Below are 21,597 nucleotides of genomic sequence, written 5' to 3'. Positions count from 1 at the left end.
AAACTGCGGCTCGGGCTGGCCCGAAGCTATGTGGATTGCGACATCATCGCCTGCAGCCGTGCCGCCTCCGCTTCTAGATCGCGCTCCACATCCGCGGCCCGCATCTCGATCACCCGATAATCCCGCGCTTCCAGCCACGCTTTCCGCGCGGTGCGGTCGGCGACGATGGTCTCGCTCTCGTGCGGATTGACCAGTTCGATCGCGATCCGGTGCGAGAACGAGACGAAATCGGGAATGTGCCGGCCGACCGGGGTCTGGCGCTTGAACCCTCCTGCGAAGCGGCGGTCGCGGGTCAGAGCCTGCCAGAGCAGGCGCTCGGCGTCGGTCGGGTTGCGCCGGAGCAGGCGCGCGAGCCCGCGCACCGTCGAGCCGCTGTCGGGCACGCCGCCGCCCTGTCCGTGCTCGGCCAGCAGCGCGCGGAGCCGCGTCGCCTGCTCGCCGTCGAGCACGCCGCCCTTGGCCGGGCCCTTGCGCCCTTCCGCGATCGCCATCACCACACCATGCAGGGTGTGCATGTCCTGCTTGGTCGGCTCCATCCGGCTGAAGATGTTGCGCAGGTTGACCAGCATGGTGTCGCGCTTCTCGGCCGGGCGCAGGAATTCGACCCGGTCGAGCTCGCGGATGAGGTTGTCGAAGAAGGCCTGCATCTGGTGCTGCGAGGCGCGCTCGGAGCGCTCCGGCATGCTGTGCGGCAGCTCGCCTGACGTTGCCCGCTTGAACCATTCATAGCCGACCAGCAGCACGGCCTGGGCGAGGTTGAGCGAGGCAAAGCCCGGATTGACCGGGAAGGTGATGATGCGATTCGAGAGCCCAACCTCCTCGTTGGTCAGCCCCCAGCGCTCGCGGCCGAACAGGATGCCGGCCTTGCCCCCGGTCGCGACGTGACCCGAGATCTCGGCCGCGGCCGCCTCCGGCCCGACCACCGGCTTGGCCTGGTCATGGGGACGCGCGGTGGTGGCGAACAGCAGGTCGAGATCTGCGACCGCCTCGCCGACCGTGTCGAACAATTCGACCTTTTCCAGAATATAGTCGGCGCCGGCCGCGGCGCGCTGGGCGGCGATGTTGGGCCAGCCGTCGCGGGGATTGACGATGCGCAATCGGCTGAGCGCAAAATTGCCCATGGCGCGCGCGGCCATGCCGATGTTTTCGCCAAGCTGCGGCTCGACCAGGATCACGATGGGACCGTCGAGGGAAAGGCCCGCCTTGGTCTTGTCAGTCCCCGACATCTCGCTTCGCTTTCACACTGGTTCTCAAGGCCTTGGCAAGGCGCTCTTCAGGAATTGATTCAAAGCCGGTCTGCCCCGATCCGTTGGGGCCGGCTGCCCGTTCGCCTGTCGTTTGCCTGTCCTGACGAAATTCTCAAGGGAAATAACGGGTTGGATTCGACTTTTGAATCTCTTCTGAAGCCTGAGGCTCGCCCCCGCGGCAGGGCCCGCCCTGCCCCCCATCTGGGCAAGCTGGATGAGCTAAAAGTGCATAATCCCTTGGCTTTCGCCCGCTGCAGTCCGGTGCTAAGAGGCGGCGGATATTCCCGTGGCGCGCCAAAGCGCCGTTCCCAAGAGGCTTCCCCGATCATGGCAAAAATCAAGGTGTCCAACCCCGTCGTCGAACTCGATGGCGACGAGATGACCCGGATCATCTGGCAGTACATCAAGGACAAGCTGATCAACCCGTACCTTGATGTCGAGCTGCTGTATTTCGACCTGGGCATGGAGTACCGCGACGAGACCAACGATCAGGTCACCATCGACGCCGCCGAAGCCATCAAGAAGGTCGGCGTCGGCGTCAAGTGCGCCACCATCACCCCGGACGAGGCCCGGGTGAAGGAGTTCAACCTCAAGCAGATGTGGAAGTCGCCGAACGGCACCATCCGCAACATCCTCGGCGGCGTGATCTTCCGCGAGCCGATCATCTGCAAGAACGTGCCGCGCCTGGTTCCCGGCTGGACCAAGCCAATCATCATCGGCCGCCACGCCTATGGCGACCAGTACCGCGCCACCGACATCAAGTTCCCGGGCAAGGGCACGCTGTCGATGAAGTTCGTCGGCGAGGACGGCACCGTCATCGAGAAGGAAGTGTTCAAGGCGCCCGGCGCCGGTGTCGCCATGGAGATGTACAATCTCGACGACTCCATCATCGACTTCGCCCGCGCCTCGCTGAACTACGGCCTGCTGCGCAACTACCCGGTCTACCTCTCGACCAAGAACACCATCCTCAAGGTCTATGACGGCCGCTTCAAGGACATCTTCCAGGACATCTACGACCGCGAGTTCAAAAAGGAATTCGAGGCCAAGGGCCTGACCTACGAGCACCGCCTGATCGACGACATGGTGGCCTCGGCGCTGAAATGGTCCGGCGGCTATGTCTGGGCCTGTAAGAACTACGACGGCGACGTGCAGTCCGATACGGTCGCGCAGGGCTACGGCTCGCTCGGCCTGATGACCTCGGTGCTGCTCACCCCCGACGGCAAGACCGTGGAAGCCGAAGCCGCCCACGGCACGGTGACCCGCCATTACCGCGAGCACCAGAAGGGCAAGGAGACCTCGACCAACTCGATCGCGTCGATTTTCGCCTGGACCCGCGGCCTGTCGCATCGCGCCAAGCTCGACAACAATGCCGAGCTCGCCAAGTTCGCGAGCACCCTGGAGAAGGTCTGCGTCGACACCGTCGAGGAAGGCTACATGACCAAGGACCTCGCGCTCCTGGTCGGCGCCGACCAGCGCTGGCTCTCGACCACCGGCTTCCTCGACAAGGTCGCCGAGAATCTCACGAAAGCGTTGGCGTAAGCCCGCGCATTATTTTCGTCTGATCGGGGTTAGACATCATTATGGGCCGCGCCGAGGCGCGGCCCATTTTTTGAGACCCCTCGCGCGGAGATGCGACCATGTCGATCAAGCTTGCCGTCCCCTGCCTGATGCTGCTGGCCGCCATGGCCGGGCCGACCGCCGCCGCGGAGACACTTCCCGAGGCGATCGCCGCTCCCGGCGAGACTATCGTGCTCAGCGTCCACGCCGAGGGCGCGCAGGTCTATGAGTGCAAGGCCGGAACCGACGGCAAGCTCGCCTGGGCTTTCCGCGAGCCGGTCGCGACGCTGCTGTCCGAGGGCAAGACCATTGGCCGGCACTATGCCGGCCCGAACTGGGAGCTTGCCGACAGCAGCGCCGTCGTCGGCAAGGCCATCGGCAACGCGCCGGGCGCGACCGCCGCCGACATCCCCTGGCTGAAGCTGGAGGTCGCCTCCCGCCGCGGCAGCGGCGTGCTGACGCCTGCTACCACCGTCCAGCGCATCAACACCCACGGCGGCAAGCTCGAGGGTTCTTGCGACAAGGCCGGCGAGTTCAAAAGCGCGCCCTACTCGGCCGACTACATTTTCCTGAAGAAGGGCTGACCGCTCAGCGGTCGGTGTCGTCGCGCTCCGCCTGCGCCAATTCTGCCGCCGCAAGATCGCCGGTCTCCTCGAGCCGTGCCTTCGCGGTCTGGTGGACGTGGGCGGCGAGCGTCGGCATGCGCTCGATCAGCGCGTGAAAATCCTGGGCGTCGAGCACGAGCAGCCGCGTCTTGCGCGTCGCCGTCACCGTACCGCTGCGTTTGGTCTTGTGCAGCAGCGCGATCTCGCCAAAGAACGTGCCGTCGGCGAGCCGCACCTGCTGGCTCGGCAGCGTGATCTCGACCTCGCCGGCAGTGATGAAATACATCGACGAGGCGGCATCGCCACGGCGCACCAATATTTCGCCCTGCTCGATGGTGCGGGCCCGGAGCAGCCGCATGATGTCGGCGATCTCCGCGGCCGAAAGATGCGAGAACAGCGGCACCCGCGCCAGCATGCCCCAGGTCACCACGAAGTCGCGCCGCCTCACCTCCTCGGCAAAGGCGGTCGAGATGATCGCGACCGGCAGCGCGATCATGGCAAAACCTGAGATGATCGCGAACACCGAGATGAACTTGCCGAGCGGCGTCACCGGCACGACGTCGCCATAGCCGACGGTGCCGAGCGTCACGATCGCCCACCACATCGCGTCCGGAATGGTGCCGAGCTTGCTGGGCTGCACGTCGCGCTCGATGGCGTAGAGCAGCGAGGCGAAGGTCAGTACCACACCGATCAGGATGACGATGCAGCCGATCAGCGCACGCCGCTCGGCATGGATGGCCGCGAGCAGCGAGCGCATTGCCGGCGAGTACCGTATCAGCTTGAAGAACGGCAGCACGCCGAGCCCGGCCAGCGTCGCGTGCCGGCCGGTGGCCAGCACGATCGCGGCCGGCAGGAACGCCATGAGGTCGATGATGCCGAGCGCGGAGAAGGCATAAGAGAGCCGGTCGGACAGCGCGGAGCCGTTGCGCTGGGTGTGCCCCGCCACGGTCCACAGCCGCGCCAGATATTCGAGCGCGAACACGATGACGGCGAGGACGGCGACCGCGCTGAACAGCGTGTCGAACCGCGCGTCGAGCTCCGGCACCGAGGCGAGGATCATCGCGACCACGTCGAGCACGATGACGCTGATGATCACCTGGATGAAGCGCGACCCGATCGAGTAGGCGAGCGGATCGTGCTCCAGCAATTCGTACAGGCGATCCCTTAGGTTGGGATCGGCCGAGCCACGTCCTCGCGGAACGAGGCGCATGGCCGTTTACGCGCCTGCCATCGCTTTTTCGATCGCCGCGAGCGCCTCGGGCGCCTTGGCGCCATCGGGACCGCCAGCCTGCGCCATGTCGGGCCGGCCGCCGCCGCCCTTGCCGCCGAGCGCCTCGGAGGCGACGCGCACCAGGTTCACGGCATTGAAGCGCGCGGTGAGATCCGCGGTGACGCCGACCACGATTCCGGCCTTGCCGTCCTCGGTGACGCCAACGATGGCGACCACGCCGGAGCCGATCTGCTTCTTGCCGTCGTCCGCAAGGCTCTTGAGATCCTTCATCTCGATGCCCTCGACCGCGCGCGCCATCAGCTTGACGTCGCCGACCTCGCGCACGCCTGCGGCTGCGCCGTTCCCGACGGATGTACCGCCGCCCATCGCGAGCTTCTTGCGGGCGTCGGAGAGCTCGCGCTCGAGCTTCTTGCGCTCCTCCATCAGGGCTGTGATGCGCGCCGGGACGTCGTCGATCGAGGTGCGCAGCTCGTTGGCCGCGGTCTTCGCCAGCGCCATGGTCTCGTTGGCGTGCCTGCGCGCATAATTGCCGGTCAGCGCCTCGATGCGGCGCACGCCGGAGGCGACCGCGCTCTCGCCGGTCAGCGTGATCAGGCCGATGTCGCCGGTGCGCTTCACATGGGTGCCGCCGCAGAGCTCGACGGACCAGCCGAGCGCGTTGGTGCCGCGCTCCCGCGCGGTCCGGCCCATCGAGACGACGCGGACCTCGTCGCCATACTTTTCGCCGAACAGCGCGCGCGCGCCGGCCTCGCGGGCCTCGTCCACGCCCATGACGCGGGTGGTGACCTCGTCATTCTCCAGCACCACGTCGTTGGCGATGTCCTCGACGCGGGCAAGCTCTTCCGCCGTGATCGGCTTCGGATGCACGAAGTCGAAGCGCAGCCGGTCCGGCGCGACCATTGAGCCGCGCTGGGCGATGTGGTCGCCGAGCACCTGGCGCAGCGCCTCGTGGATGAGATGCGTCGCCGAATGGTGCGCGCGGATCGAGGAACGCCTGCCGTGATCGACCTCGAGCTGCAGCGCGGTGCCGAGCTTCAGCTCGCCGCTCTCCACGGTGCCGACGTGGACGAAGAGATCGCCGAGCTTCTTCTGCGTGTCGGTAACGCGGAACTTGATGCCGCCCTCGCCGCTGAGCACGCCGGTGTCGCCGACCTGGCCGCCGGACTCCGCGTAGAACGGCGTCTGGTTGAGCACGATCGCGCCGGTCTCGCCGGCCTTGAGGCTCGCGGTTTCCTGGCCGTCCTTCACCAGCGCGGAGACCACGCCTTCGGCGCTCTCGGTCTCATAGCCCAGGAATTCGGTGGCCCCGAGCTTCTCGCGCAGCGGGAACCAGATCGCTTCGGAAGCTGCCTCGCCAGAACCCTTCCAGGACTCGCGCGCCTTGGCCTTCTGGCGCTCCATCGCGTCGGTGAAAGAGGCCTGGTCGACGCCGATGCCGCGCGACTTCAGCGCGTCCTGCGTGAGATCCAGCGGGAAGCCGTAAGTGTCGTACAGCGTGAAGGCGACGTCGCCGTCGAACATGTCGCCTTTCTTCAGGGACGCGCTCTTCTCGTCGAGGATGGCAAGGCCGCGCACCAGCGTCTTGCGGAAGCGGGTCTCTTCCAGCCGCAGCGTTTCCTCGATCAGATTCTCCGCGCGCATCAGGTCGGGATAGGCCTGGCCCATCTCGCGCACCAGCGCCCAGACCAGCCGATGCATCAGCGGCTCCTTGGCGCCGAGCAGCTGCGCGTGGCGCATCGCACGGCGCATGATCCGGCGCAGCACATAGCCGCGGCCCTCGTTCGAGGGCAGCACGCCGTCGGAGACGAGGAACGCCGAGGAGCGCAGATGGTCGGCGATGACGCGGAACGAGGCCACGGTCTGCTCGTTCGGCCCGCTGCCGAGTGCGGACGCGGTCGCGTCGATCAGATGGCGGAACAGGTCGGTCTCGAACACGCTGTCGACGCCCTGCATAATGCAGGCCATGCGCTCCAGCCCCATGCCGGTGTCGATCGAGGGACGCGGCAGATCCACGCGCTCCTCCTTCGTCACCTGCTCGTACTGCATGAACACCAGGTTCCAGAATTCGAGGAAGCGGTCGCCGTCCTCTTCCGGCGAGCCCGGAGGTCCACCCCAGATGTGATCGCCGCGATCGATGAAGATCTCCGAGCACGGGCCGCACGGCCCGGTGTCGCCCATCGCCCAGAAATTGTCCGAGGTCGGGATGCGGATGATGCGGTCCTCGGAGAAGCCCGCGATCTTCTTCCACAGGCCGGCCGCCTCGTCGTCGGTGTGGTAGACGGTGACGAGCAGCTTGTCTTTCTTGAGCCCGAACTCCCGCGTGATCAGGGTCCAGGCCAGCTCGATCGCGCGCTCCTTGAAATAGTCGCCGAACGAGAAATTGCCGAGCATCTCGAAGAAGGTGAGATGGCGCGCGGTGTAGCCGACATTGTCGAGGTCGTTGTGCTTGCCGCCGGCGCGCACGCATTTCTGCGACGTGGTGGCGCGCTGATAGGGCCGCTTCTCGACGCCGGTGAAGACGTTCTTGAACTGCACCATGCCGGCATTGGTGAACATCAGCGTGGGATCGTTGCGCGGCACCAATGGCGAGGACGACACGATCTCGTGGCCGTTCTCGGCAAAGAAGTTCAGAAAGGTCGACCTGATCTCGTTGACGCCGCTCATGTTCATCCAATCGGGTGTGCTTGGACCCGCGATACGCCATCCAAACCGGGCATTTGGGCTGATATCTGCGGGTCAAAGCGCTTTTAGACAAGGCCAGCTGCGCTGTCCAGAAACTGTGCAAGGAGATCAGTGAGTTGCCGCAGGCGCGCAATCCCGTTTGCAATCCCGTTGAAAGCCGCCAGGTGCGCGTTGACAGGCTTGGCCGGCCTGTGGTCTGTACCCATCTGTATCGTACGGCCACGTCGGGAGAGACCGGCTTTGGTGCCGGCGCCGAAGGAGCAACCGCCCCGGAAACTCTCAGGCAAAAGGACCGCGTGGCTTTGACGACATCTGGAAAGAGGCGCCGACGGGCATAAGACCCGGACTGCGTCCGCCGACGGGATAATACTCTCAGGCACAGCGACAGATGGGGCTTCGACTGGTTGCTACCGGGGAATCGTCCCCGGGGAACCGCCGAGGGCCCCGTGATGCTTGCGCGCGACGACCAAGATTCCCTCAAACGTACGCCCCTTCACGGGCTTCATGTCTCCCTCGGCGGCAAGATGGTGCCGTTCGCGGGCTATGACATGCCCGTTCAGTACCCCGCGGGCGTCCTTAAAGAGCACCTCCATACCCGTTCCTCCGCCGGCCTGTTCGACGTCTCCCACATGGGTCAGCTCGCGCTTCGGCCGAAGTCGGGCAAGGTCGAGGACGCCGCCCGCGCGCTGGAACGGCTGGTGCCGCAGGATATCGTGGCGATTGCCCCGGGACGGCAGCGCTATGCCCAGTTCACCAATCCGGACGGCGGTATTCTCGACGATCTGATGGTCGCCAATTTCGGCGATCACCTGTTCCTGGTCGTCAACGCCGCCTGCAAGGAAGCGGACGAGGCGCATCTGCGCGCGCATCTCTCGGACGACTGCATCATCGATTCGCTTCAAGACCGCGCCCTGATCGCGCTGCAGGGCCCGAAGGCAGAAGCCGCATTGGCGAAATTGTGTGCAGAGGCGCCCTCCATGAAGTTCATGGATGCCGGCCCGCACAAGGTCGCCGGTCTCGACTGCTTCGTCTTGCGCTCCGGCTACACCGGCGAGGACGGGTTCGAGATTTCGGTCCCCGCGGCCGATGCCGAGCGCCTCGCCAAAACGCTGCTGGACAATCCCGACGTGATGCCGATCGGCTTGGGGGCCCGCGACAGCCTGCGGCTGGAAGGCGGGCTCTGCCTCTACGGCCACGACATCGACACCGCCACCACGCCGGTCGAGGCCGCGCTGGAATGGTCGGTGCAGAAGAGCCGCCGCAGCGGCGGCGCCCGCGCCGGTGGTTTTCCCGGCGCTGATACGATCCTCGCCCATTTCGATCACGGCGCGAGCCGCCGCCGCGTCGGCCTGCGCACGGAAGGCCGCGCGCCGGTGCGCGAGGGCGCGATGCTGTTTGCGGATGACGCGGGCGGCGAGCCGATCGGAAAGGTCACCTCGGGCGGTTTCGGCCCGAGCCTGAACGCGCCGGTCGCGATGGGCTACGTGCCCTCCGCCCTGAGCGCGCTCGATACAAAACTCTTCGCCGAGGTGCGCGGCCAGCGGCTGCCGCTCACGGTCGCCGCTATGCCTTTCGTGAAAAACACCTACAAACGCTGAGGACTGAGAAAATGACCACGACGCTGTACACCTCCGACCACGAATGGCTGGCCATCGACGGCGACGTCGCCACCGTCGGCATCACCGACTACGCGCAGTCGCAGCTCGGCGACGTCGTATTCGTCGAGCTGCCCAAGGTCGGCCGTGCGCTGAAGAAGGCCGAAGCCGCCGCCGTCGTGGAGTCGGTGAAGGCCGCCTCCGACGTCTACGCGCCTGTTACGGGCGAAGTGCTCGAGACCAACGACGCGCTCGCCGCCGAGCCGGCGCTGGTGAACTCGGACGCGCAAGGCAAGGCGTGGTTCTTCAAGATCAGAATTGCCGACAAGAGCGAGCTCGGCGGCCTCATGGATGAGGCCGCCTACAAGGCACATACGGCGTGAGATGAAGCGAACTCTGACCTCATATTCGGTGTCATCACCCGCCTTGTGCGCACTGCGCACTGGGGCGGGTGATCCAGTACGCCGCGGCTTCTCGGCTCAAGCCGTGACGCCTGCGTTTACTGGATGCCCCGCCTTCGCGGGGCATGACGGCGACAGCGAAATCTAAAGCGAGGACCCATGATGACCGCGCACCGCAAATCCAATGGCGACACCGCCGCCACCTTCGTTCGCCGCCACATCGGCCCGTCGGCGCGCGACGTCACCGCAATGCTGGAGGCCGTCGGCGCCAAGAGCGTCGACGCCCTGATGGCGGAGACGCTGCCGGCCTCGATCCGGCAGACCGCCCCGCTCGACCTCGGCAAGCCCTTGAGCGAGACCGAGGCGATCGCGCACATGGCCGAGCTCGCGCGAGAGAACCAGGTCTTCACCTCGCTGATCGGCCAAGGCTATTCCGGCACGGTTTTGCCCGCGGTGATCCAGCGCAACATTTTGGAGAACCCGGCCTGGTACACGGCCTACACGCCCTACCAGCCCGAGATCAGCCAGGGCCGGCTGGAGGCGCTGCTCAACTTCCAGACCATGATCTGCGACCTCACCGGGCTCGACGTCGCCAACGCCTCGCTGCTCGACGAGGCGACCGCCGCGGCCGAAGCGATGGCGCTCGCCGAGCGCCACTCGCGGGTCGAAGCAAAAGCCTTCTTCGTCGACAAGGACGTGCATCCGCAGACGCTGGCGGTGATGCGCACCCGCGCCGAGCCGCTGGGCTGGACCCTGATCGTCGGCGATCCCCTCGCCGATCTCGACAAATCAGACGTGCTCGGCGCGCTGCTGCAATATCCGGGCTCCTCGGGCGCCGTGCGCGACCTCAGGCCCGCGATCGCGACGTTGAAGGCCAAGGGCGCACTCGCGATCGTTGCCGCCGATCTCCTGGCACTGACGCTGCTCGCCTCGCCCGGCGAGCTTGGCGCCGACATCGCGATCGGCTCGGCGCAGCGCTTTGGCGTGCCGATGGGTTATGGCGGGCCGCACGCGGCCTATATGGCGGTGCGCGATGCGCTGAAGCGCTCGCTGCCCGGCCGCATCGTCGGCCTCTCCGTGGACTCGCGCGGGATGCCTGCCTATCGCCTCGCGCTGCAGACCCGCGAGCAGCACATCCGCCGCGAGAAGGCGACCTCCAACATCTGCACCGCGCAGGTGCTGCTCGCCGTGATCGCCTCGATGTACGCGGTCTATCACGGCCCCGAGGGGCTTGCGCAGATCGCGCGCAACGTGCATCGCCGCGCCGCCGTGCTTGCAGCGGGCTTGCGCAAGCTCGGCTTCGCGCCGCAGTCGGATAGCTTCTTCGACACGCTCAGCGTGGACGCCGGTGCCAAGCGCGCCGAGATCGTCGCGCGCGCTACCGCCGAGAAGATCAACCTCGGCGTTGGCGAAACCGCGCTCCGCATCGCGCTCGACGAGACCACGACGCCGGCGACCGTCGAGGCGGTCTGGCGCGCGTTCGGCGGCACGCTTGTTTACGCCGAAATCGACGCGACCACGCGCGAGGTGCTGCCGGAGGCGCTCAAGCGCACCACCGCCTTCCTCACCCATCCCGTGTTCCACGCGCATCGCTCGGAGACCGAGATGCTGCGCTACATGCGCAAGCTCAGCGACCGCGATCTCGCGCTCGACCGCGCCATGATCCCGCTCGGCTCCTGCACCATGAAGCTGAACGCGACCACCGAGATGATGCCGCTGACCTGGCCGGAGTTCGGCAGCCTGCACCCGTTCGCCCCGCGCGAGCAGGCCAAGGGTTACCACGCACTGTTCGCGCGGCTGGAAAAATGGCTGTGCGCTATCACCGGCTATGACGCGATCTCGCTGCAGCCGAATTCGGGCGCGCAAGGAGAATATGCCGGGCTGCTCGCGATCCGCGGCTATCATGCCGCGCGCGGCGAGACGCACCGAAAAATCTGCCTGATCCCCTCCTCCGCCCACGGCACCAACCCGGCTTCGGCCGCGATGGTCGGCATGGACGTGGTGGTGGTCGCCTGCGAGAAGAACGGCGACGTCGACGTCAATGATCTCCGCGCCAAGGCCGAGAAGCACTCGAAGGATCTCGCCGCGGTGATGATCACCTATCCCTCGACGCACGGCGTGTTCGAGGAGCACATTCGCGAGATCTGCGACATCGTCCACGGCCATGGCGGCCAGGTGTATCTGGACGGCGCCAACCTCAACGCGCAGGTCGGCCTGTCCCGGCCCGGCGATTACGGCGCCGACGTCAGCCATCTCAACCTGCACAAGACCTTCTGCATCCCGCACGGTGGCGGCGGCCCCGGCATGGGCCCGATCGGCGTGAAGGCGCATCTCGCGCCGTTCCTACCCGGTCATCCCGCGACGAATGGGGACGCGCCGGTCGGTCCGGTGTCGGCCGCGCCGTTCGGCTCGGCGTCGATCCTCACCATCTCCTACATCTACATTCTGATGATGGGCGGCGACGGCTTGAAGCGCGCCACCGAGATCGCGATCCTCAACGCCAACTACATTGCCGCGCGCCTCGATGCGCGCTTCCCGGTGCTCTACAAGAACGCGAAGGGCCGCGTCGCGCATGAGTGCATCGTCGACCCGCGGCCGCTGAAGACCACGTCTGGCGTCACCGTCGACGACATCGCCAAGCGCCTGATCGATTACGGCTTCCATGCGCCGACCATGAGCTTCCCGGTGCCGGGCACGCTGATGATCGAGCCGACCGAGTCGGAATCCAAGGCGGAGCTGGACCGTTTCTGCGACGCCATGATCGCGATCCGGAAGGAGATCGCCGAGGTCGAGGCCGGCCGCTTCAAGATCGAGGCTTCGCCGCTGCGTCACGCCCCGCATACCGTGCACGACATCGCCGATGACAATTGGAATCGCGCCTACACCCGCGCCGAGGGCTGCTTCCCCGCGGGCACCTCGCGCACCGACAAATATTGGTGCCCGGTCGGCCGCGTCGACAACGTCTATGGCGATCGCAACCTGGTGTGCTCGTGCCCGCCGGTCAGCGATTACGCGGAAGCGGCGGAGTAAGGGATCGTAGCTTCGTAGGGTAGGCAAAGCGACTTGTCCGCCGTAGCTCGAAGAGCGAAGGCGGAAGCGTGCCCACCACCTTTGTGCGCGTTGGAATATGTTGGGCACGGCGCTTGCGCGCCTTTGCCCACCCTACGGCCCCGAACGCATATCTAGGGTGCAACCAGCGAATGGTTCTGTCGGTCCCAACGCCACAGCCGTTCGTTGGTCAGAAGCGTTCCGCCCCACCAGCGTCTGATCGGGTTTTGACGGCGGAAATCCTCCCGACCTTCAAGGACCGCTTCCCCAAATTCGGTGAGCGATAGCCGGCTTCGGCGAAAGGCGGCGTTGCGGCCTCGCGCATCGTGCGGGGCCAGCGTCGCGAGTTTCGGATCGAGACCCGTGATCACCGGCATTGGGCCGGACCCAAGCCCTTCGAGCAGCGGGCCCAATTCCCATTGATCGAACACGCGCGTTTGCAGCGGACCGTCCGGTTGAAACAGCTCCTTGGTACGGTTGTGCCCCCGCGCAATCAGGTCGAGAAGCCGCGCTTCCGTCGTACCTAGTCCGGTGATTGGTGATGGCAGTTCTGCCAGCAATTGTTCCATCGCAGGCTTCAGGAAGGGCAGCCTGGGGAAATCCCTGCCGAGCAATCCGAAACAGAGCTCCGGCGTTGGCGCCCGGTAGGCTTCCCAGGCCATGTTGGCGATCTCGAAGTCGCAGTCCGCGACCTCCAATTCCCGCACCATACGATCGCGAAGCTCTGTGCCGTCCGCTCCGCGCAGATCGAAATTGACACGTCGCAATCTCAGACGATCGGTGATCGATGGATGGGACCGCAAATAATCGAGGGTCCAGATCAGTTGCAACTGACTATTGGGCTCAGGGTCGAACCACAGCTCGATGAGATCGACGCCATAGGTCTCGCAAAACCAAATCAGGCCTGTCTCCTTGTGCGCGAGACCGGTCTGAGGCAACCGGCCAACAAGATCGGACCAACGCACCTCCGGATCGCCTCTGACATGGCCTCCCGTCAGGTATTGCTCGAGGTGATGCGAGGTAGGCAGTGGCCCCGAAACGAAGCGAAAGATGAACGGCACGACCATGTCGGCGCGATCCGCATGGGCAAGACCGACGCCGGACGAACTGGTCAGGATCACGCGTTTCATCGCGAACGCCCCCAAAACGAAACGGGCACTGACGACGTCGGCAACTCAACGTCCTCAGCGCCCGCTCCTCGCGAAAATTTTTCGCGTTAGGTCTTACTCGTCCGCCGGCTCCTCGCCGTCGGCGTCGCGCTCGGGGGTGCCGGCGAGAATCTGCTCGGCAATCAGGCCGGAGTTCTGGCGGATCGAGGTCTCGATCTTGGCGGTGATGTCAGGGTTGGCCTTCAAAAACGCTTTCGAGTTCTCGCGGCCCTGGCCGAGGCGCTGGCTGTCATAGGAGAACCAGGCGCCGGACTTTTCGACGATGCCGGCCTTGACGCCGAGATCGAGGATCTCGCCCATCTTGGAGACGCCCTCGCCGTACATGATGTCGAATTCGACCTGCTTGAAGGGCGGCGCCAGCTTGTTCTTCACCACCTTGACGCGCGTCGTGTTGCCAACCACTTCGTCGCGCTCCTTGATCGCGCCGATGCGGCGGATGTCGAGACGGACGGAGGCATAGAATTTCAGCGCGTTGCCGCCGGTCGTGGTTTCCGGCGAGCCGTACATCACACCGATCTTCATGCGGATCTGGTTGATGAAGATCACCATGGTGTTGGATTTGTTGATGGAGGCCGTCAGCTTGCGCAGCGCCTGGCTCATCAGACGGGCCTGGAGACCCGGCAGCGCGTCGCCCATCTCGCCCTCGAGCTCGGCCTTCGGCACCAGAGCCGCGACCGAATCGACCACCAGCACGTCCACCGCACCCGAGCGCACCAGCGTGTCGCAGATTTCCAGCGCCTGCTCGCCCGTGTCCGGCTGCGAAATCAGGAGCTCGTCGATGTTGACGCCCAGCTTGCGCGCATAGACCGGGTCGAGCGCGTGCTCGGCGTCGATGAAGGCGCAGATTCCGCCCTTCTTCTGCGCTTCCGCCACCGTGTGCAGCGCCAGCGTGGTCTTGCCCGAGGATTCCGGCCCGTAGATTTCCACGACGCGCCCCTTCGGCAGACCACCGATCCCGAGCGCAATGTCGAGCCCGAGGGAACCCGAGGACACCGCCTCGACATCCATCGACCGGTCGTTCTTGCCGAGCTTCATCACCGAGCCCTTGCCAAACTGGCGCTCGATCTGGGAGAGCGCGGCGGCCAGAGCTTTACTCTTGTCCATGGAAGATCCTTCGACGATACGCAGGGCAGTGTTGGACATTGGGTCGTGCTCCTTATGGCGAGGATTCGCTAGAGGGACAAACGATTGGCGGGGCGGGCCGGCGATAAAAACAATGTACCCTATTTGTTCCGGGTTCGCAATATGTTCTTTCACGGATTTGGGCGCTGGCCTGTTTCCGGCGACATTGCCCTGGTTTGAAATGACACGTGGCCTGTTTTGTTCTGGGCAACCATACGGTGTATTCACGGGCGGAACACGCCGTCATATATTACCGAAGTTTCCCGGTTTTGGCACGATCTGCATAGACGCCAATTCTAACCGGACGCATGCTTACCCCTCTAGATTGTGGAGGGTGAGCCATGATCGAGCGGCTCGTCCAGGCGGGCATTGTCGCGGTAGGCGCCATCAACACCGGCCTAATCGTCTGGCTGATCCTGATGATTTGAGGCCGCCTCAGTTGGCGGCCTCTTTTCCATCCAGCTTCTCATCGATGTAGGCCCGCGCTCCCTTTGAGGCCGCTTTAGTGGGAGCCATTCCTGCGAAGCGATCTCCTTGCCCGATCCTGGGATAAACAATCCATTCCCATTTTTCTTCGGTGAGTGGCCGGCCATAAAGCCGCCGTCCGGTGCGGTCCTATAGTGGCCCTACTTCGCATCTGCGAGTGGCCGGCATCTAACCGGCGGGTTTTTCTTTGTCCTCGTGCGGCTGCTCGCCACGGTTTTCGGCAGTCTGCTCCGGATCCCCGGGCTTCTTCCCGGCCATGTTCCCAGGATTGAAATGGTACTTGCCGTCCGGATTCTCGCCGGGCTGCTTCTCATTTGGATTTTTATTGTTGTCGTCGGCCATAAGGCTGTTCCTTTAGAGGGAGGAACAACATGCAACAGGGCGGGCAATCCCTTAGTTCCTACCAGTGGCCTACTTTGCAATCCCGAGTGGCCTATTTCGGCCAGTACCCGGATGCTGGCCTGGTTTCCGAGCGCGGTGGCCTAGTTTGATTTTCGCGGTGGCCCGATTTGGATTTGAAGAACGGACCGCAAACGAATGTGTTCCGCTAAGCGAACATGAGGTGTAGAGTTCCGTAGAACTTCTGTGCCCCTTGAAAGTTTTAAGCAGAGCGAACTTTGTGACAGGAGGAAGTCATGAAGCGCTTCCGATTCAAACCGGATAGAGTGCTTGGAGAGCGGCTCATCAAGGAAGCCAGACTAGCGCGAGAAAAGGCAGAACAATTGCAGGCGGCCCCAGAGCAAGAGGCTCTTTTGAAGAAGGCCCACGAATCCGATGTCGCCGCCCGCATTGAGGAATGGTTGAAATCATCCGGCTTGCAGCCGCCGAAGTAAGCCCGTCGCGTTGACTCCGCTGGTTCTCGAAACAGCGGGCCAGCGGGCGATGCAAGATCATCTGGTTCAACTTGAGAAGCTGCGGAAGGACGCGGCGGAGTGCGCTCTCATCCGCGACCGACGCCGCTAAGCGCGAACTATTCGACCGCCTCGCAAGTCATCTCACAGTCCTGGCCGACCAAGTTGAAATGGCGATGCTCAAACGGAAGACCGGTTAAGGCCGCCTCAGTTGGCGGCTTCTTTGCCAGCTTCCCGGCGAAGCTTTCGCAAAAGGATTTCGATGTAGCCTTCCAAGTCAGCCACGCTGTCAGCCGACAATCCCTCCGGGAAAAACGCGCAAGCTCGCCATTCATAGAACCACGGAAAAGAAGTGCCCTAATCCGCCTCTGCGCGTGTGAAACGATCTCGTCTCCTGCCCGTATCTATTGGGCTGGGGGATTTCAATGCCCAGTTCGACGCAGCGCCGCCACGCATCCATTTGAGCTTGGTCGCGTTGTGCCGTTGAACCTTCTCGTCATCCATTCGGACTGATCAATATCCGGGATTTTGCTAATCCCTCTCGGGGCTGGAACGCCGCCGCCTGCGCTTCATTTCAAGCGGGCGGCGTTTTCATTTGTGGCCTGATCTCCACTGAGCGGCGCCGACAGTTTCACACGACTGTCATGGCACGTTCCTAGCATTGTCATGCGACGGGGGTCCGGCGCGCGGCTCTCCGTCCAACCTCGGCCTAGACCACCAGATGGGCGGAGAGCTCGCCGACCTCCTGAACCATGGCGGCACGCCCGGGTTGGTTCGGCATGTATCGCATCCGGTATTTTTGCACCTTCCTCGCCGTGACCGGAATCGGCTTCGTATTTCTGGTCACGCGAACCCGCTTTGTAGGCGGATGAAGTCAGGTCGCCTCAGTGGGCGGCCTGACTGGAACGACTCTCCAACTTCGGGATTGAGATTCCGGTCTGTGGCGCGACACTCTCGCGCCATCCACCCGGAACGGTCCATCGTACAATGCGCGCGTTGGCGATGGGCCGGGTCTCGTGAGGCCGCCTCGGTTGGCGGCCTCTTTCGTTTCGTGAAGTCTTCCTTCCGCCAAGGAAGCACCTCCGTACTGACTGGTTGATCCCGATAGATCATCTTGAAGATGCTGGCCGCCGGATCCATGCCGCGCCCGTTCTTTCTGCTTTAGCGACACGCCCAGCTCAATAACATGGCGCTAAGTTGCGGCGGAGCGTGCTGTCCGCATTTGAGCCGTTGTGTCCCAAGTTGAATTCGGCAGTGTCCTAATTCGTAAAAGTTCCGAATGGCGGGACAAATTGAGGACTCGCTAATCCCCTGATCCGAGCGCACACTTTCACCATCACCGCCCGGATCGTGGATACCATCGGTGACGAGAACGCTCCATCACAGCGCTCCCGCCCCCTCGAACAGGGAGCAGCGCCTTGCAAAGACGGCAACGCATCAGACAATCCGTATCTCTTCAGGACAGGCTGCGGGTCTTCGCTGACGATATCCGCACCCGGGCGGCAGAGCTTTCGCCAGGCGTTCTGAAGGATGATATGCTGAGGAAAGCCCGTCAGGCTGACACTGCATGTCACCTCGAAGAGTGGGTCAATTCCTCGGGTTTGCAGGCACCGAAGTAAGCTGAGCATCAATGGCTCAGTATTTTTTCGACCTCAGGTCGGATGGCATCTTCTCGCAGGACAAAGATGGCGTCGAACTGCTGGACGCCGAGGCGGCACACGACATGGCGCTCGGCGCACTTGTCGATGCCGCCCGCGATGCGGTCATGGAAGGTTCGACGGGCCAGCATTTCGCGGTGGAAGTTCGTAACGGAACTGGCCGTGTTCTCGAAGTCACGGCCATTTTCAATTCCAGGATTTTCAGCAAGCAATGATAACGCCGCCTCAGTGGCGGCCTCTTTCACTTGAAGACGTCGTCTTCGCAATCAGCCGAAAGCTCGCGTCAAAGGCCGATAATCTGGCTAGACAGGCGAATAGTCCTTCGGCAATCCCGTAACAAGTACTGCCCCCACGACGTTCTTTCTTCGAGACAATACTGATTCTCAGAAATTCGTGGTACGTGGTGGCCCGATCCCCGCTGCGGCGTCCCGCAACGTGACATAAAACCTTGGCACAGGTTGTGCACACTCATCGTCACCGGGGTTTTGCATCCACCTCTCCGGGGCTGGAAAGCCGCCGCCCGCGCGATATTTAAGCGGGCGGCGTTTTTATTGATGTCCTAATCCGACAGTCCCGTTGTCCTAATTAGGACAGCGCTGGGATTTTGGTGCTGGGCCAACCTCCTGGTCCAAAGCGAATTTCGAAGCGGCTTGATTTTGAAAAGTTCACTTTGGAACTGAAGGTGGCTCGTCTGCATATTAAGTTCACTTGAACTCAAACCCTGCGGTTAGGACCCGTAAAGACGAGGTTGTGTCATGAAGCAGCGCCGTCGTTTCACGCAGACCGTGTCACTGGAAGAACGACTTGCCGGAGAAGCGAAACGCCTCCGCGAACAAGCTAAAGCCCTCCCTCACGGTCCTCAACGAGAGGACCTCCTCCGCAAAGCCAGACAGGCTGAGACCGGCTCGCACATGAGCGAGTGGCTGAGATCGCCGGGGCTTCAACCGCCCAAGCCAGCCTAGAAGCAGACGCGCCTGAGGTATCGCGTTGCCGGCACAGATCCGGATTCTGTCCCGGCGTGGTCATTCGCGTTGGCGGCATCAACGCTTGAGGATGAAGGTTTTCCCAATTCCTGCGGCTGGCCCGATGAACCTTGGCACGGGACGTGCAGACAAAACGATATCGGGATTTTACAATTTCCCTCCCGGGGCTGGAAAGCCGCCGTCCGCGCTTCATTTAAGCGGACGGCGTTCTTGCTTCTGAAGCCCAACAAGCAACCTGTCCTGACTTGATGTTCCGAGTGTCCTGATTGGGACAGCACCCGGGTTTGGGCGTGGTCTGTTTCCGACCTCACTGTCCGATTTTGAAACGAGCCGTGGCCGGATTTGAAGTCGGTCAATTGTCGCGAGGTGAGACAGCACGTCGCGGCAGGACGCAGTCACCCTCCACCTGTCACCGAGCGGCCCTTGGCAATCTACCGGTGATTGAAAACGCCATCACGCTCGCGCCTCGCTTCCCTCTTGGAAAGAAGCAACGCGGCAGAGCTTCGCGAAATCCTTCAGGCGCTCCGCAAGAAACTGAACCAACGCCGCCTCGATTGGCCGCCCCCGTCTTGATCCGTCACCGCGTTGGCGCGGCTGCTGCGGCGACAGAAACCGAGGGGAACCAGAACACTCTTTCACCAAGGCGGACAAGCGGCCGCTTCGAAACGTCGCGGCCTGCGGGAACAAAGTTCATGCGAATGGACGATGACCGCATCGAGATCGTCTCCCTAGCATTCACGCGCCTCGTTCGCTCGGTTCGATTCAAGATGCTCTGCGAACAGGCTCAAACCGAAGAAGGGTCTGCCACTTCCAGCCACGACCGCTTCGATCAACGAGGTACGATGAATGGATCAATTGTACGCCGAGCGGTTCGATAGCTCCCAGAGTTCGGAACACCGCCCATTCATTTCGGTGGCAATACCCACCTTCCGCCGACCGGAGATGGTGCGCCGCGCGATTGAAAGCGTGCTGCAGCAGGAGCACGCCGACTGGGAAATGGTGATCAGCGACGACGAAGGTCCGGAAGGCGCGACTTGGAGCATCCTGTCCGAGCACGCGCGGAGCGACCCGCGCATTCGCGTTATCGAGAACCACCGCGGCCGCGGCCAGGTTGAGAATACCAACAACGCGATGCTCGCATGTCGCGGCGACTGGATCAAAGTGCTGCACGACGACGACTGGCTCACGCCAGGATCGCTTGCGACTTTTGCGGAATTGGCGAGGACGTACCCCGCCGCTGCGTTCATGACCTCCACATCTCATCTCGTTCAGGACAGCGGCATAAGGTACCGGCGAGGACGCCAAGTTTATCTGTATTCGGGCCAGCAGTGCCTGGCGGATCTCTATCTGGCGGGCAAGACCCGATTGCTTGGGATTGTCCCGTCGACCCTGCTGATCAACGGCAAGGTCATCCGGGCCGGTTGCCTGATGCGAAACTACAAGTCGATCAGTTGGGGCGTGGACCAACTGTTCTTTCTCGATCTCGCCTGCCAGGGCGACATGGTGGCGATCGACGACGGTCTTGTGTTCTACGACACGACCAACCACGCGAGCATCACGGCATTGGGATCGTTCCCTCAGATCGACCAGGAGACCATCGAACTCAAGCACCTCGCCTGGAGCCTTCTGGAGGATAAGCGCGGACTTCCCGATCCTGAAACGATGGTGCGTGCATTGCGGGTTGCCCGGCTGCGCACACGGATCCGTCAGCAGCCCCTGAGCGCAACGATCCGCGATGCGCTTCAAATCTTGCGCCCCTCGGTTTTGAAGGCGGCCAACCTGGCGATCCGAGCCTGGGCGCGCGCACCGGGTGCGATTGCAACCTTACCGGGGATCGCTCATTGCACGGATTTCCTGTGAGCTCATTCGGCAGTCCCGGTGTCAGAGTTGCCACAGGTGCGTTTGAGACACCGAGATAGGTGACCGAAAATCAGTCCCTCCCAAAGCCGCTCCCGTCTCCCGATCCGGAGCGCACCGAGGAAGCCGGACGGGAGTATGCCGCGGCCCATCGGTCGCGGGAATTTTTGGCAATGCGGCGGACTTGACTGCCGCGCGCCCGTATAGACATCGGGCGCAGCTGTTTCGATGATCGCCAGGCCCTTGCGCTCTCGGTCGGACATCATCCAACCGATGCCACCCATCTGAATGAAAAAATCTGCCCTGCGAGGGTGCCGGTCAGGCAATACGCACGTCTCCGTGGTCTGCCAATCCAAGACGATAAGGAAACCGTACCGGCCCTCGATATGCATTTGCGCATGCGAATGCGGGGCAGGAAAATTTGGCAATTATGTGCTGAAACGAACAGAGGCGCGGTGAGGGTCGACTAAACTCGGATTCGCTTGGTCTTTGCCAAGGGCCAAGCATCCCCAAGCGGCCCCGGCCTTCACCCCTATCAAGCCCCACCGGCCGGGGCCGTCTTCAGGGACGAGCCTGTTTCCTGGCGTGGTGGCCTTTGATTTCGGGAGTGACGCGATTTGTGGCGCAGAACACAACCTGACGACGAATAGCTGTGGTAGGATGCGAGGCATTGCAACGCCAAGGGTCGTCAGCGCCCCGCGTGGGAACCGTATTAGGGTTGAGCTGTTGACCTGTTTCATAGATGGGCTCAATTATGATCGACGCTGCTAAATGCGAGGAACTCGCAAATCATTACAAGGTCCTCTCTCAATCGTCCGGGGTTTCGGCGGACAGGGCCTTCCTGTTGAAGAACATCGCCCGGAGCCTCACTGGCGTGGCTAGCCAATTGGACAGGCTTGCCGCCCTGACGAGAGACGAAGCAAGGGTCACGCCGCCACAGATGTAGGCGGACGCAAGGCGGATCGAGACCGTCCGTAAAGACAGCTATGATTGACCTGGTTCAACGGCGCTCGGCGTCCAGGTCTACGATTGCCCAACCTGCAAGCGGCGGTCCTGGCATTCTCGCCGGCCAACGGGACGCCAACCACGCCCGGGGATTGGGACA

Annotated in this window: 14 protein-coding genes and 1 riboswitch; of the genes, 8 read left to right on the top strand and 6 right to left on the bottom strand. The window is 63.3% G+C overall.

Going from position 1 to position 21,597, the window contains the following annotated elements; genetic code table 11:
• Positions 1 to 26: 26 nt before the first annotated feature.
• Entirely contained in the window at positions 27 to 1,226 is a 1,200-nt protein-coding gene (locus AB7531_RS15435) for a TrmJ/YjtD family RNA methyltransferase (protein ID WP_231142292.1), read from the bottom strand.
• 348 nt (positions 1,227 to 1,574) lie between these two features.
• On the opposite strand from AB7531_RS15435, the gene AB7531_RS15430 reads away from it, so the two are divergent.
• Positions 1,575 to 2,786, top strand: coding sequence for an NADP-dependent isocitrate dehydrogenase (locus AB7531_RS15430; protein WP_231142293.1), 1,212 nt, complete (start codon positions 1,575 to 1,577; stop codon positions 2,784 to 2,786).
• Positions 2,787 to 2,884: 98 nt separating this feature from the next.
• Positions 2,885 to 3,388 (top strand): DUF3455 domain-containing protein, encoded by a 504-nt coding sequence (locus tag AB7531_RS15425; protein ID WP_231142294.1) that lies wholly within the window; start codon positions 2,885 to 2,887, stop codon positions 3,386 to 3,388.
• A 4-nt stretch (positions 3,389 to 3,392) separates the two neighbouring features.
• On the opposite strand, the gene AB7531_RS15420 is transcribed toward AB7531_RS15425, so the two are convergent.
• Together AB7531_RS15420 and alaS are read right to left on the bottom strand one after the other, a co-directional pair.
• Positions 3,393 to 4,619, bottom strand: a complete 1,227-nt coding sequence (locus tag AB7531_RS15420) for a cyclic nucleotide-gated ion channel (protein ID WP_063982351.1) — start codon at positions 4,617 to 4,619, stop codon at positions 3,393 to 3,395.
• A 6-nt stretch (positions 4,620 to 4,625) separates the two neighbouring features.
• Positions 4,626 to 7,304 carry an alanine--tRNA ligase gene (gene alaS, locus AB7531_RS15415; RefSeq protein WP_063986257.1) on the bottom strand — a complete coding sequence of 893 codons (2,679 nt, stop codon included), beginning with the start codon at positions 7,302 to 7,304 and terminating at the stop codon, positions 4,626 to 4,628.
• 233 nt (positions 7,305 to 7,537) lie between these two features.
• Positions 7,538 to 7,626: riboswitch (glycine riboswitch) on the top strand.
• Positions 7,627 to 7,771: 145 nt separating this feature from the next.
• On the opposite strand from alaS, the gene gcvT reads away from it, so the two are divergent.
• The 3 genes from gcvT (at position 7,772) to gcvP (ending at position 12,348) form a co-directional block, all read left to right on the top strand.
• Entirely contained in the window at positions 7,772 to 8,920 is a 1,149-nt protein-coding gene (gene gcvT, locus AB7531_RS15410; RefSeq protein WP_441280291.1) for a glycine cleavage system aminomethyltransferase GcvT, read from the top strand.
• Between the two features lie 11 nt (positions 8,921 to 8,931).
• Positions 8,932 to 9,300 carry a glycine cleavage system protein GcvH gene (gcvH, locus tag AB7531_RS15405; RefSeq protein WP_063982349.1) on the top strand — a complete coding sequence of 123 codons (369 nt, stop codon included), beginning with the start codon at positions 8,932 to 8,934 and terminating at the stop codon, positions 9,298 to 9,300.
• 180 nt (positions 9,301 to 9,480) lie between these two features.
• Positions 9,481 to 12,348 (top strand): aminomethyl-transferring glycine dehydrogenase, encoded by a 2,868-nt coding sequence (gene gcvP, locus AB7531_RS15400; RefSeq protein WP_063986256.1) that lies wholly within the window; start codon positions 9,481 to 9,483, stop codon positions 12,346 to 12,348.
• 152 nt (positions 12,349 to 12,500) lie between these two features.
• On the opposite strand, the gene AB7531_RS15395 is transcribed toward gcvP, so the two are convergent.
• From AB7531_RS15395 to AB7531_RS15385, 3 genes are all read right to left on the bottom strand, one after another.
• Entirely contained in the window at positions 12,501 to 13,496 is a 996-nt protein-coding gene (locus AB7531_RS15395; RefSeq protein WP_063982348.1) for a hypothetical protein, read from the bottom strand.
• Between the two features lie 93 nt (positions 13,497 to 13,589).
• Positions 13,590 to 14,678 carry a recombinase RecA gene (gene recA / locus AB7531_RS15390; RefSeq protein WP_014494106.1) on the bottom strand — a complete coding sequence of 363 codons (1,089 nt, stop codon included), beginning with the start codon at positions 14,676 to 14,678 and terminating at the stop codon, positions 13,590 to 13,592.
• Positions 14,679 to 15,311: 633 nt separating this feature from the next.
• Positions 15,312 to 15,485: a hypothetical protein gene (locus tag AB7531_RS15385; RefSeq protein WP_166091088.1), complete on the bottom strand. Its 174-nt coding sequence runs from the start codon at positions 15,483 to 15,485 to the stop codon at positions 15,312 to 15,314.
• Between the two features lie 293 nt (positions 15,486 to 15,778).
• Here AB7531_RS15385 and AB7531_RS15380 point away from each other — a divergent pair, with 293 nt between their 5' ends.
• From AB7531_RS15380 to AB7531_RS15370, 3 genes are all read left to right on the top strand, one after another.
• Entirely contained in the window at positions 15,779 to 15,976 is a 198-nt protein-coding gene (locus tag AB7531_RS15380; protein WP_063982347.1) for a hypothetical protein, read from the top strand.
• A 1,648-nt stretch (positions 15,977 to 17,624) separates the two neighbouring features.
• The gene (locus AB7531_RS15375; protein WP_063982346.1) at positions 17,625 to 17,867 is read left to right on the top strand and encodes a DUF6894 family protein; all 243 of its coding nucleotides are present in this window, start codon (positions 17,625 to 17,627) and stop codon (positions 17,865 to 17,867) included.
• A 1,614-nt stretch (positions 17,868 to 19,481) separates the two neighbouring features.
• Positions 19,482 to 20,495 (top strand): glycosyltransferase family 2 protein, encoded by a 1,014-nt coding sequence (locus AB7531_RS15370; protein ID WP_063982345.1) that lies wholly within the window; start codon positions 19,482 to 19,484, stop codon positions 20,493 to 20,495.
• The last annotated feature ends 1,102 nt before the right edge of the window (positions 20,496 to 21,597 follow it).

It is taken from the genome of Bradyrhizobium sp. 63_E2_N1_3 (assembly GCF_052076005.1).
Classification (GTDB): Bacteria; Pseudomonadota; Alphaproteobacteria; order Rhizobiales; family Xanthobacteraceae; genus Bradyrhizobium; species Bradyrhizobium barranii.
This window is presented reverse-complemented; position numbering and strand designations above follow the sequence as displayed.